The following is a 12,223-nucleotide window of genomic DNA, read 5'->3' on the forward strand; positions in this document are numbered from 1 at the left end:
GCGCGCCGCGGCGGATGCGGCGCGGCGGAACACCTCTAATGTTGCCAAGAGACAACATAATGTCAGCGATTAACTGGCGACAAGCGGCGCCATGGCCTCGCGGACAGCCGCCGGAAGACGCCTGGGACGGCCCGCCTGGTCGATACAGGCCGCATAGACCTGCGCCCGCCACAGCACCTCGCCCTCCGGCATCGCGCCGCCGGCCGAGACCAGACACACGATCTCCTGCGTCGCCTCGATTCGCGCCCCGCTCGCCTTCACATAGCGCGTGCGGACCTCGAGCAGATCGTCGATTCGCGCCGGTTTCACGAAATCCATCTCCATGCGATGGATCGCAAAGGCCAGCGGATCGTCGCCGTCGAAGAGATCGGTGTGATGCACGCCGATGAGGCGCAGGAAATCGGACCGGCTCCTCTCGGCGAATTTCAGATAGTTCGCGTGATAGACGACGCCGGAAAAATCCGTGTCCTCGTAATAGACCCGGATCGCCAGGCGATGGAGATTACCGTCGAGACGGCCCGATGCGTCGGGCCAGCCATGACCTGCCGGATCCTGCGCGCCGTCGCTCATAGATCCTCGCCCCCTTCGTCGAAAAGCCGTGCCTGCCCCGGATCCGCGACCGGCGCGGGCAGCCCGAGATGGGTAAAGGCCGCCGCCGTCAGCAGGCGGCCGCGCGGCGTGCGCGCGACAAGCCCCTGCTGGATCAGATAGGGCTCGATGATTTCCTCGATCGCGTCGCGCGGCTCCGACAGCGAGGCGGCGATGGTTTCGATCCCGACGGGCCCGCCGCCGAAATTGAGCGCGATGGCCCTGAGATAGCGGTGATCGAGCGCATCGAGCCCGAGTTCGTCCACTTCGAGCTTTTGAAGCGCCCGGTCGGCCACCGCCGCGTCGATGGGGCTTGCGCCTTCCACGGCGGCGAAATCGCGCACGCGGCGCAACAGCCGTCCCGCGACACGCGGCGTCCCGCGCGCGCGCCGGGCAATCTCATGCGCGCCGTCCTGCGTCATCTCCACCCCCAGCACGCGCGCGCCGCGCCGGACGATGAGTTCGAGTTCGGCGACCTCATAGAAATTGAGCCGGACCGGAATACCGAAGCGGTCGCGCAAGGGCGTGGTGAGAAGGCCCGTGCGCGTCGTCGCGCCCACCAGCGTGAAGGGCGCCAGCTCGATCCGCACCGAGCGCGCGCCCGGCCCCTCGCCGATGATGAGGTCGAGCTGGAAATCCTCCATCGCCGGATAAAGGATTTCCTCCACCGCCGGCGACAGCCGATGGATCTCGTCGATGAAGAGAACGTCGTTGGCTTCCAGATTTGTGAGCAGCGCGGCGAGATCGCCCGCCTTGGAAATGACGGGGCCGGAGGTGGCCTTGAAATTCACGCCGAGTTCGCGCGCCACGATTTGCGCCAGCGTCGTCTTGCCGAGGCCGGGCGGACCCGCCAGCAGCACATGGTCGAGCGCCTCGCCGCGCGATCGCGCCGCCTCGATGAAAACGGACAGGTTCTCGCGCGCCCGCGCCTGGCCGGTGAAATCGGCAAGCACCTGCGGGCGGAGGCCGCGCTCCAGCTCGTCCTCTTCGCGAAGGCCCGCGCTCACAATGCGTTCGCTCATCGCGCCAGCTCCTTCAGGCCCACCCGGATGAGTTGCTCGGTACTCGCATCCTCATCGAGCTTCTTTGCCGCGGCCGCCACCGCGCCCGCGGCTTGCGCCTGTTGATAGCCCAGATTGACGAGCGCCGACACCGCATCGCGGATCGCCCGGTCGCCCGCCCCCGCTTCGGAGGCCTGCAAGGCAACCCCGACATCGAGTACGGCATTGAGATCTTCCGAAGCGGGCGCCTTGTCCTTCAGTTCGGAAACGATGCGGCCCGCCACTTTCGGCCCGACGCCCGGCGCGGCGGAAATGGCCTTCTTGTCGTCGAGCGAGATGGCGCGGGCGAGATCGGCAGGCGCCAGCGTGCCGAGAATGGCAAGCGCCACGCGCATGCCCACGCCCTGCACCGACAGAAGCAGGCGGAACCAGTCGCGCTCGCGGTCGCTCTCGAACCCGATCAGCCGGATCGCGTCGTCGCTCACCTTGGTTTCGATGGAAAGCGTCACCGGCTCGCCCGGCGCGGGCAGATGCGCCAGCGTGCGCGACGAACAATGGACGTGATAGCCGACGCCGTTGACGTCGATGACGACCCAGTCCTCGCCCGTGCTGTCCACCAGCCCCTTCAGCTTGCCGATCATGCGCCCGCCTTTTGCAGCGCCGCGGCGAGGCGATCATTGCCCGCGCCCGAATGCGCATGGCAGATCGCGATGGCCAGCGCGTCGGCGGCATGTTCGCTCTTCATCCGCGCGCCCGGCAGCAGCATGCCGACCATGAGGCGGATCTGCGCCTTGTCGGCATGGCCGGCGCCGACCACGGCCTTCTTGATGTGATTGGGGGCATATTCGGCGACGGGCAGGCCTGCGCGCGAGGGAACGAGCAACGCGATCCCGCGCGCCTGGCCGAGCTTCAGCGCGGCGGAGGCGTCGCGCGCGACGAAAGCCTGTTCCACCGCCACATGCGCCGGATCGTGCGCGGCCAGCACCGCCTGAAGCCCCGCCTCGATCTCGACGAGGCGCTCGGCCAGGCTGAGCGACGAAGTGGAGGCGATCGTGCCGTCGGCGATATGGCGAAGGGCCGAGCCCGATTGCTCGATCACGCCCCAGCCGGTGAACCGCAGTCCCGGATCGATTCCCAGATATCTGACCGCGGCGGGCATGAGGAGGAACGAGCCTTTCTGCTGCTTGAGCGACGCCGTCCCGCGCCGCTTGTGGCAGCTTCATGCGCGATCAGGCGGAGAGCTTCTCCATGAACGAATCGGACATTTCGAAGTTCGCATAAACCTGCTGCACATCGTCATCGTCGTCCAGAGCATCGAGCAGCTTCATCATGGTTTCGGACTTGTCGTCGTCCAGCTCGATGGTGTTCTGCGGCTTCCAGACGATACGGGTGGAATTGGCCTCGCCCAGCGTCGCCTCCAGCGCCTGCGCCACTTCATGCAGGTCGTCGGGCGCGCAAACGAACTCATGGCCGTCCTCGCCGGAGACGCAATCCTCCGCGCCGGCCTCGATAGCGGCTTCCAGCATGGCCTCCGCCTCGCCCTTGTCGGCGGGATAGAGGATCTGGCCCACCTGGTCGAACATGAAGGAAACGGCGCCGGTTTCGCCCAGATTTCCGCCATGCTTGGAGAAGATCGCGCGCACGGCGCTCGCCGTGCGGTTGCGATTGTCGGTCAGCGCCTCGACGATGACCCCCACGCCGCCGGGGCCGAAGCCCTCATAGCGCATCTCTTCATAGTTCTCGCCGCCCTGATCGGTACTCTTCTTGATCGCGCGCTCGATATTGTCCTTGGGCATGTTCTCCGCGCGCGCGGCCTGTATCGCCGCCCTCAATCGCGGATTGTGCTCCGGCTCGGGCATTCCCATTTTGGCCGCGACGGTGATTTCTTTCGCCAGTTTGGCGAACAATTTGGCGCGTTTCTTATCCTGCGCGCCCTTGCGATACATGATGTTCTTGAATTGCGAATGGCCGGCCATGCCGCCTCCAAAACCCTGATCCGACTGGAAATTTCGGGGATGCCCCGCTTCGTTCCGGGCCCGAGGCGCCTTTATATGTGCCAGCGGCGGCGAAATCCATAGGCCACAAAATCACACGGAAAATGATTAAGTTAAAACACGCATAGGTTGCTTTTCTTTTTGGCACACCCCTTTAACGTGCAGTTAACAATTGATGACTTACCTTCCGATCGTTGCCGCTGCCACCCAGGGGTGCATGCCCAACCACTCCAACACCCGGCGGCACATAAAGTCCGGTTTACGACCCGCCCAATCCGTAAACCGGCATTGCCTGCGCAGAACGCACAGGCATGGAAACGCCCCGTCGCCTGCATCCTCCACCCACCTCGGATGCTCGCGGCGGGGTTGTTCCTTCCCGGATGCGGGAAGCGGGCGCCCTACCCCTTATGCACCGTCGTCGGCCAGGCGAAGCCGTCCCCGGCCTCGCCGCTCACAGCCACCTGCTCGATGAAGCGGGCGACGAGCCTTTCATTGAAGAGCGCGTGATAGCGGGCATGGCCGTTGCGCGCCACGCGCTGCCGGTCCCCGTCATGGGCGAGGAAGAAGCGCAGGCGGTCCGCCAGATCCTCCATATCCCGATAGAAGACGAACTCCTCATCCGTGAAGATGTCATCATAGCCGGTCTCGCGGGCGAGGAAGGTCAGAAGCCCGTTCCCCGCATATTGCGCGAAACGGTCCGACGAATAGAGGTAATGATCGTCGGCCCGGCTGAGATTGAGCCCCATCCGCGCATCGCCGATCGCATCGAAATAGGCGCTGCCGAAAACCGACGGCCGCTCGTCCAGCCCGTAGTAGGCATAGCGGCACCCCGGCACCTTGTCGCGCAGGGCGCGCATGAACTCGCCCCGCCAGGGCGTTCCCTGCTCGCTGCCGATGGTGCAGATGAGATCGCTGGCCTGATCCTCCCGCGCGAAACATTCCAGACTTTCGACGGAAGGGTCGACCGGATTGGGAATGAAGGCCACGCGATGCGTCGGTGTGGCGAATTCCTGAAGCCGGGCGCCCGCCGTGGTGATGAAGGTCACATCGGCCACTTCCGCGAAGCGGCGGATGCGCGGCGGATTTTCCGGCAGGAACAGCGGATCGAGATTGACCACCGCCACCGGCATGTCCGGCCGCGCGGCGCGGATCTCGCGGATCGTGTCATTGGCGATCTTGTCGGCATGGAACAGGATCAGCAGATCGGGTTTGAAATTTCCGACAAGTTCGACGAGACGCCGGTTGGCGCCCCGCCCGCCGGCACGCCCGATCCCCCAGCCGCTTTCCTCGCGCGCCACATCGCGGTCGCTGAACGGCATGACGTGATGCCCGTTGCGCGTGAAACCGTTGGTGAGCTTGCGCACCGTCGCATAGAAATTCGCCCCGGCCTTCTTTTCGTTGTAGTTGCCGACGATGACGATTTTCATGGGCGCGATCCTCATGCCTCGCCCCATTGCGGCATGGCGGCATGAAGCCGCCCGCCCAGGCGCACCGGCTCGACCCGTCGGGCAAGCCCGGTCGACCCGTCCGTCTCCACCAACACGCCGCAGATCGTGGCCGGGCCCAGCGCGGGCTGGAACCGCCCGCTCGGGATTTTCGTCGTGAAACGGTTGAGCGGCTCTTCCTTTTCCATGCCGATCACCGAGTCGTAATCGCCGCACATGCCCGCATCGGTCTGATAGGCTGTGCCGCCGGGCAGAATCTGCGCATCCGCCGTGGGAACATGACTGTGCGTCCCGACCACAAGGCTCGCCCGCCCATCGCAGAAATGGCCCATCGCCATCTTCTCCGACGTCGCCTCGCCGTGAAAATCCACCAGGATGGCATCCGCCGCCACGCCGAGAGGACAGGCCCCCAGCTCGCGTTCCACGGCGGCGAAAGGATCGTCCAGCGCATCCATGAAGATGCGGCCCATGGCATTGACCACCAGCACCTGCGCGCCCGAGCGCGTCTCGATCAACGCCGCGCCGCGCCCCGGCGTGCCCGGCGGGAAATTGGCGGGGCGGATCAGCCGCCCCTCGCGCTCGATGTGAACGAGCGCCTCTTTCTGGTCCCAGGCATGATTGCCCAGCGTGATCGCATCCGCGCCCGCGTCGAAAAGCTCGTTGCAGATCGTGCCGGTAATGCCGAAACCGCCCGCGGCGTTCTCGCCGTTCACCACGACGCAATCGGCTGCCAGCCGCTCGCGCAGCGACGGCAAATGCGACACCACGGCATCGCGCGCCGACCGGCCGACCAGATCCCCCAGAAATAACAGTCTCATATGAAAACTCCCGCGCCGGACTTCGGAAGCCGCCCGGCTACGCATTCGGATTTCGGTCTTGCCGCCTTTTTAGGGGCTGGCGAAGGAGATTGCACGTCGCTCGGTCACGAGCCAGTCGAGACGCTGATCGTGCGGGTCTGCCGGCAAATGGTCCGTGCCCTGCTCGGCATAGGCAAGCCCCACCGCCAGAACCTGTTGCCCCGCCGCGCGCAAGGCCGCCAGCGTCCGGTCGTAATACCCGCCGCCATAGCCGAGCCGGATCCCGCCCGGCTCGAAAGCGAGCATCGGCACGATAACGATGTCGGGCCGGAGCACGGGCCGCCCCGTCATCGGCTCTTTCGTGCCATGCGCGCCCCCGGCCAGCGGATCGCCCGGCGCCCATTGCAGGAACTGGAGCGGGCTGGCCTTTTCCGCCACGCGCGGCAGACAGGTGCGATAGCCCCGTTTCACGGCCTGCGCCAGCAGTTCGCCCGGATCGGCCTCATGATTGAGCGGCACATAGCCCGCGATCACGCCATGACGCGGCAGGGGAAGGGAATGAAAGAAATGTTCGGCGAAAAGCCCCGGCGCCGCCGCGCCGAGATCGCGATGCGCCTGCTCGCGCCGGGCGCGCGCGGCCACCCGGGCGGCCTCCTTGGCACGGGCCGGATCCTCCGCACCGCTCATGGCAGGGCCTCGCCGGTACGGCAGGGGAAAAGAAGAAAGAGCGGGGCCGCCTCGGCCGTGGAACTGTGCTTCCTCGGAGACCTACATAAGTAGGTGGGCGCCGTGTGAAGAGGACCACAATCCTCCCCAGGGACAGCTCCCTTCAGAAGCGTAAGGCCCCGAGACAATTTCGTTCTCACGAACCAGGCAGCACCCGCATCCATTCTAATCTGCCCAGATGGGTTCCGCGTCAAGCAAAGGCAAGGAGGGAGAGACGCTTTCACGCAGCCTCGATACGCTTGGACAGCTCCTCGATGCGCCGCGCCGCGCCGTCCAGCACCTCGGCAATGGCATTTTCCGACTGGGAACTGCGCTCCTCCGCCGAGGCGCGGGCGCCGGTCAACTTTTCGATTTCCTCTTCCAGCATCCGGTTTTTCTGCATCGAGTCGGACAATTCGTCGGCGATCAGCAGGCTGGCCATCAGCAGCAGGCGCGCCTCGCCCACCTGCCCCACTTCATCGGCCAGCGCCGCCACATGCCGGTTCACATAGGCCGCCAGCTCGCGAACATGGTCTTCCTCGCCATCGCCGCAGGAAACGGCGTAAGAGCGGTCGTTGATCGATACCTTGACCTGTCCCATCAGAATTCCTCCGGATGCCTCTAATCGGTTCTCAGGCTTCCGCCAGAACCTCGCGAATGCCCTCTATCGCATTGGAAAGCGTTTCCGACGCGCGTTCGTTCAATTCATTGAGCCGCCTGGCCTCGGACTTGAGTTCGTCGAGTTCCTCGGCCATTGCCGAGCGGTCGTCCTGCAGCGTGTCGATCTCGCCCTGAAGCTTCCGGGCGGCTTCCAGCCGCTGGCTCTGCCTGTTGATGGCCGCTTCCAGACGGTCCAGGGAGCCGTTGAAACGCTGAATGGCATCGTCAAGTTTGCTCATCTTTTTCAAGATCCGGGAAGGGGGAAGACGCCGCGTCGCCGGCGGCGCCCAGCCACAACGACATGTCGGGCGCAAAGCCATAACCGCATTTAGAGTGGCTTGCCAGCTTCCCGAGGTCAATCTGACGCACCGCCGGGCCTCTCCGCGCCGTCTCCATGCGGAAAAAACAAATGCCCCTTCGCGCTTTTTCGCCCGCGATTCCGCTCGCGCCGCGAAACCGCACGATAATGCGCCTTTCGGCCCGATCCGGCATTGACTCCTAGGGAGGCCATGGTCATTGTGGCGCCGCTCTCGGCAAGGGCCGATCCGAGCACACGATCAGGCCTGCTCAGTCGATTTCCGGAGCTACGTAAAGGCCGTTATTGCCGGCCGTTTACAGGCCATGTAGCCGGGTTCCGGTGGGGATCCCCCTCTGCGAACCCAATGTCGCCGCCCGGACCGTATTCCGGTTCGCCCGGCTATCGAGTGACAGATGACGACAACCGAAAAATCCGCCGCCGCCGAAAAGACGTCTTCCGAGAACGCGACCGCAAGCCATGACCGCATGGCCAATGCCATTCGCGCGCTGGCGATGGACGCCGTCCAGAAGGCCAATTCCGGCCATCCCGGCATGCCGATGGGCACCGCCGACATCGCGACCGTGCTCTTCACCAAGTTCCTGAAGATCGATCCGCGTACGCCGAATTGGCCCGACCGCGACCGCTTCGTGCTCTCCGCCGGCCATGGTTCCATGCTGCTTTATGCGCTGAACTACCTGCTCGGCTATGAGGACATGACGATCGAGCAGATCGAGAATTTCCGCCAGCTCGGCTCCATCACGGCCGGCCATCCCGAATACGGCCATGCCGCGGGCGTGGAAACGACCACCGGCCCGCTCGGCCAGGGCATCGCCACCTCGGTGGGCATGGCGCTTGCCGAACGGATGCTGAATGCGCAGTTCGGCGACGACGCCGTCAATCACTACACCTATGTCATCGCCTCCGACGGCGATCTCATGGAAGGCATCAGCCATGAGGCGATCAGCCTGGCGGGCCATCTGAAGCTCTCCAAGCTCATCGTGCTTTACGACGACAACGAAATTTCCATCGACGGACCGCTGAGCCTGTCGGAAACCGGCGACGCGCTGAAGCGATTCGAGGCCGCGGGCTGGGAAGCGTCGAGAATCGACGGCCACAATCCGGCCGAGATCGAAGCCGCGATCGAGGCGGCCCGCAACAGCGACAAGCCGAGCCTGATCGCCTGCCGGACCGTGATCGGCTTCGGCTCGCCCAACAAGCAGGGCAAATCCTCCTCGCATGGCGCCGCCCTCGGCGAAGAGGAAATCGCCCTGACCCGCCAGGAACTCGGCTGGGACGCGGAGCCCTTCTCCATCCCCAGCGACGTGCTGGACGCCTGGCGCATTGCCGGCTGCCGCAACGCCAAGGCCCGCAAGGCCTGGGAAGACCGGCTGAACGGGCTCGACAAGGAAACCCGCGCCGAATTCGACCGCCGCCTGAAAGGCGAGCTGAAACCCGAACTCGCCAAGGCCATCGCCGCCTTCAAGCGCAAGGTCTCGGAAGAAAAGCCGAAATGGGCGACGCGCAAATCCTCCGAGGAGACGCTCAACGTCATCAACGCGGTGCTGCCGGAAACCGTGGGCGGCTCCGCCGACCTGACCGGCTCCAACAACACCCGCTCGAAGGACCAGAAGGCGGTCACGCCGGACGATTTCTCCGGCAGTTTCATCCATTACGGTGTGCGCGAGCACGGCATGGCCGCGGCCATGAACGGCATGGCGCTGCACAAGGGGCTGATCCCCTATTCCGGCACCTTCCTCGTTTTCACCGACTATTGCCGCCCGGCGATCCGGCTCTCTGCGCTGATGGGCCAGCGCGTCGTCTATGTGATGACGCATGATTCCATCGGCCTTGGCGAAGACGGCCCCACCCACCAGCCGGTGGAACATCTGGCCAGCCTGCGCGCCATGCCCAACCTCAACGTGTTCCGCCCCGCCGACGTGGTGGAAACGGCCGAATGCTGGCAGCTCGCGCTGGAAGCGGCGGACACGCCGTCGATTCTCGCGCTGTCGCGCCAGGGCCTGCCGACGCTGCGCACCGAGCACACGGACGACAATCTCTGTGCCCGCGGCGCCTATGAGCTGTCCGGCACCGCGCTCGAGGCCAAGGTGACGCTGATCGCCACCGGCTCGGAAGTCGAGATCGCGATGAACGCAAAGCGCATTCTCGAAAAGGAAAATATCGGTACGCGCGTCGTCTCCATGCCCTGCGCGGAGCTTTTCGACGCCCAGCCGGCTCAGTACCAGAAAGAAATTCTCGGCCCCGGCACGGTGCGTGTCGCGGTCGAGGCCGCGATCCGCTACGGTTGGGACCGCTATGTGGCGCCTGACGGAGATTTCGTCGGAATGAACGGTTTTGGCGCCAGCGCCCCTGCCGGGGACCTGTACAAGCATTTCAACATTACCCCTGAGGCCACGGCGGAAGCCGCGAGAAAGTGCCTCGCCGCACGGTCCTGACACCGCAATTTGGAGAAAGAAAAGAATGGCTGTTCGCGTCGCGATTAACGGTTTCGGTCGCATCGGGCGTCTGGTTCTGCGCGCCATCGCAGAATCGGGCCGCAAGGACATTGAAGTGGTCGCCATCAACGACCTGGGCTCGGTCGAGGCCAATGCCCAGTTGCTGCGTTTCGACAGCGTGCACGGTCCCTTTCCCGGTAAGGTGAAGACCACCAAATCGACCATGGATCTCGGCCGCGGCAAGATCCAGGTGCTGGCCGAGCGCGATCCGGCGCAGCTTCCCTGGGACGAACTCGGCGTCGACATCGCGCTGGAATGCACGGGCATCTTCGCCTCCAAGGAAAAGGCCTCCGCGCATCTGACCGCCGGCGCCAAGAAGGTGCTGGTCTCCGCACCCGCCGAGAACGCCGACGCCACCATCGTCTATGGCGTGAACACCAAGGATCTGCGCAAGAGCCACAAGGTCGTCTCCAACGCCTCCTGCACGACGAACTGCCTGGCGCCCGTCGCCAAGGTCCTGAACGATCTGTGCGGCCTGAAACAGGGCTACATGACGACGATCCACGCCTATACGGGCGACCAGCAGACCGTGGACACGCTGCACAAGGATCCGCGCCGCGCCCGCGCCGCCGCCGTCAACATGATCCCGACCTCCACCGGCGCCGCCAAGGCCATCGGCCTCGTGCTGCCGGAACTGAAGGGCAAGCTCGACGGCACCTCCATCCGCGTGCCGACCCCGAACGTGTCGCTGATCGACCTCGTCTTCACGCCGAAGAAGAAGGTTACGGTGGAAGAGATCAACGAGGCGATGATCGCCGCCTCCCGCGGGGCCCTGAAGGGCGTACTCGGCGTCAACAAGGAGCCGCTCGTTTCCAGCGACTTCAACCACAACAAGGCCTCATCCACCTTCGATCTGACCCAGACCCAGATCGTCGACGGCAATCTCATCCGCGTGATGAGCTGGTACGACAATGAATGGGGCTTCTCCAACCGTATGGGCGACACCGCCGTCGCCATGGGCAAACTGCTCTGACGAATACGGAGAAAGCGATATGGGGTCCTACAAGACTCTCGACGATCTGATTGCCGCCGGCCCCCTCAAGGGCCGGCGCGTTCTTGTGCGCGCGGACCTGAACGTGCCGATGGCCGAGGGACGCATCGCCGACGCCACCCGCGTGGAGCGCGTGGCGCCGACGCTGAAGGAACTCGCGTCCCATGGGGCGAAAGTCCTCGTGCTGTCGCATTTCGACCGCCCCAAGGGCAAACGCATAGCCGAGATGAGCCTCAAGCCCGTCGCGGATGCGATGCATGAATGGGTGGGCCAGCCGGTCGGCTTCGCGCAGGACTGCATCGGCGGCGAAGCCGCGGGTGCGATCGCTGCAATGGAAGACGGCGGCATCCTCGTGCTGGAAAACACCCGCTTCCATCCCGGCGAGGAAAACAACGACGCGAATTTCGCCCGTCAGCTTGCTGAAATCGGCGACGTCTATGTGAACGACGCCTTTTCCTGCGCCCATCGCGCCCATGCCTCCACCGAAGGCATCGTGCATCACCTGCCCTCCTATGCGGGCCGGGCGATGGAAGCGGAGCTGAAGGCGCTCGACGCCGCGCTCGGCAATCCGGCGCGCCCCGTGGTCGCCATTGTCGGCGGCGCGAAAGTGTCCACCAAGATCGCGCTGCTGGGCAATCTGGTGAAGAAGGTGGACTGCCTCGTCATCGGCGGCGGCATGGCCAATACCTTCCTGGCCGCGCAGGGCAAACAGGTCGGCAAATCGCTTTGCGAACTCGACCTCCTCGATACCGCCCGCCACATCATGGCGAATGCGCGCGCCGCCAATTGCGAAATTCTCCTGCCCACCGACGCCGTGGTGGCCAAGGAACTCAAGAAGAACGTGGAAACCCGCACGGTCAACGTGAACGAGGTCCCCGAGGACATGATGATCCTCGATGTCGGCCCGGATACGCTGGCGCATCTGTCGGGACGGTTTGAAACCGCGCAGACAGTGGTGTGGAATGGCCCTCTCGGCGCCTTCGAGATACCGCCCTTCGACGAGGGAACCATGACCGCCGCGCGCCAGGCCGCCATGCTCACCAGGATGGGGAACCTGATCTCCGTCGCGGGCGGCGGCGACACGGTGGCCGCCCTCAACGAAGCCGGGGCCGCCGACGAGTTTACCTATGTGTCCGCCGCGGGCGGGGCCTTCCTGGAATGGATGGAAGGTGTGGAACTGCCCGGCGTGGCAGCGCTTGAAAACGCCGCCTGAGCGGCAGTATCCGATCTG

Annotated in this window: 14 protein-coding genes and 1 other RNA gene; 3 read left to right on the forward strand and 12 right to left on the reverse strand. The window is 64.9% G+C overall.

The window, feature by feature from the left end; translation table 11 throughout:
- Positions 1-69: 69 nt before the first annotated feature.
- The 12 genes from ybgC to FHS78_RS03735 all read right to left on the reverse strand — a co-directional run bounded on the left by ybgC (position 70) and on the right by FHS78_RS03735 (position 7,682).
- Positions 70-570, reverse strand: coding sequence for a tol-pal system-associated acyl-CoA thioesterase (ybgC, locus tag FHS78_RS03680; protein WP_167090446.1), 501 nt, complete (start codon positions 568-570; stop codon positions 70-72).
- Positions 567-1,610: a Holliday junction branch migration DNA helicase RuvB gene (gene ruvB / locus FHS78_RS03685; RefSeq protein WP_167090448.1), complete on the reverse strand. Its 1,044-nt coding sequence runs from the start codon at positions 1,608-1,610 to the stop codon at positions 567-569. Before ruvB ends, ybgC begins: the two co-directional genes overlap by 4 nt.
- On the reverse strand, positions 1,607-2,230 hold the full coding sequence (ruvA, locus tag FHS78_RS03690; protein ID WP_167090450.1) for a Holliday junction branch migration protein RuvA: 624 nt from the start codon (positions 2,228-2,230) through the stop codon (positions 1,607-1,609). Before ruvA ends, ruvB begins: the two co-directional genes overlap by 4 nt.
- Positions 2,227-2,748, reverse strand: coding sequence for a crossover junction endodeoxyribonuclease RuvC (gene ruvC / locus FHS78_RS03695; RefSeq protein WP_167090452.1), 522 nt, complete (start codon positions 2,746-2,748; stop codon positions 2,227-2,229). The genes ruvA and ruvC overlap by 4 nt, the downstream gene beginning before the upstream one ends.
- A gap of 70 nt (positions 2,749-2,818) precedes the next feature.
- Complete coding sequence (locus FHS78_RS03700) at positions 2,819-3,565, reverse strand: YebC/PmpR family DNA-binding transcriptional regulator (RefSeq protein ID WP_167090454.1); 747 nt, start codon at positions 3,563-3,565, stop codon at positions 2,819-2,821.
- Positions 3,566-3,981: 416 nt separating this feature from the next.
- The gene (locus tag FHS78_RS03705) at positions 3,982-5,010 is read right to left on the reverse strand and encodes a glycosyltransferase family protein (protein ID WP_167090456.1); all 1,029 of its coding nucleotides are present in this window, start codon (positions 5,008-5,010) and stop codon (positions 3,982-3,984) included.
- Positions 5,011-5,021: 11 nt separating this feature from the next.
- Positions 5,022-5,846, reverse strand: a complete 825-nt coding sequence (locus FHS78_RS03710; protein WP_167090458.1) for a TIGR00282 family metallophosphoesterase — start codon at positions 5,844-5,846, stop codon at positions 5,022-5,024.
- Positions 5,847-5,915: 69 nt separating this feature from the next.
- The gene (locus FHS78_RS03715) at positions 5,916-6,512 is read right to left on the reverse strand and encodes a 5-formyltetrahydrofolate cyclo-ligase (protein WP_167090460.1); all 597 of its coding nucleotides are present in this window, start codon (positions 6,510-6,512) and stop codon (positions 5,916-5,918) included.
- A gap of 39 nt (positions 6,513-6,551) precedes the next feature.
- A non-coding RNA gene (gene ssrS, locus FHS78_RS03720) (6S RNA) lies at positions 6,552-6,708 on the reverse strand.
- Between the two features lie 63 nt (positions 6,709-6,771).
- Positions 6,772-7,131 carry a cell division protein ZapA gene (locus tag FHS78_RS03725; RefSeq protein WP_167090462.1) on the reverse strand — a complete coding sequence of 120 codons (360 nt, stop codon included), beginning with the start codon at positions 7,129-7,131 and terminating at the stop codon, positions 6,772-6,774.
- Between the two features lie 31 nt (positions 7,132-7,162).
- Positions 7,163-7,429 carry a DUF4164 family protein gene (locus FHS78_RS03730; protein ID WP_167090463.1) on the reverse strand — a complete coding sequence of 89 codons (267 nt, stop codon included), beginning with the start codon at positions 7,427-7,429 and terminating at the stop codon, positions 7,163-7,165.
- A complete protein-coding gene (locus tag FHS78_RS03735) occupies positions 7,416-7,682 on the reverse strand; it encodes a hypothetical protein (protein WP_167090465.1) in 267 nt (88 codons plus the stop codon). Before FHS78_RS03735 ends, FHS78_RS03730 begins: the two co-directional genes overlap by 14 nt.
- Before the next feature lie 291 nt (positions 7,683-7,973).
- Between FHS78_RS03735 and tkt the strand changes: the two genes are divergently transcribed.
- Genes tkt through FHS78_RS03750 form a run of 3 tightly spaced genes read left to right on the forward strand, consistent with a single transcriptional unit; the run spans position 7,974 to position 12,205 of the window.
- Positions 7,974-9,941: a transketolase gene (tkt, locus tag FHS78_RS03740; protein WP_246220342.1), complete on the forward strand. Its 1,968-nt coding sequence runs from the start codon at positions 7,974-7,976 to the stop codon at positions 9,939-9,941.
- A 25-nt stretch (positions 9,942-9,966) separates the two neighbouring features.
- Positions 9,967-10,974: a type I glyceraldehyde-3-phosphate dehydrogenase gene (gene gap / locus FHS78_RS03745; RefSeq protein ID WP_167090469.1), complete on the forward strand. Its 1,008-nt coding sequence runs from the start codon at positions 9,967-9,969 to the stop codon at positions 10,972-10,974.
- Positions 10,975-10,993: 19 nt separating this feature from the next.
- The gene (locus tag FHS78_RS03750) at positions 10,994-12,205 is read left to right on the forward strand and encodes a phosphoglycerate kinase (RefSeq protein WP_167090471.1); all 1,212 of its coding nucleotides are present in this window, start codon (positions 10,994-10,996) and stop codon (positions 12,203-12,205) included.
- The last annotated feature ends 18 nt before the right edge of the window (positions 12,206-12,223 follow it).

This window comes from Parvibaculum indicum, assembly GCF_011762095.1.
GTDB classification, from domain to species: domain Bacteria; phylum Pseudomonadota; class Alphaproteobacteria; order Parvibaculales; family Parvibaculaceae; genus Parvibaculum; species Parvibaculum indicum.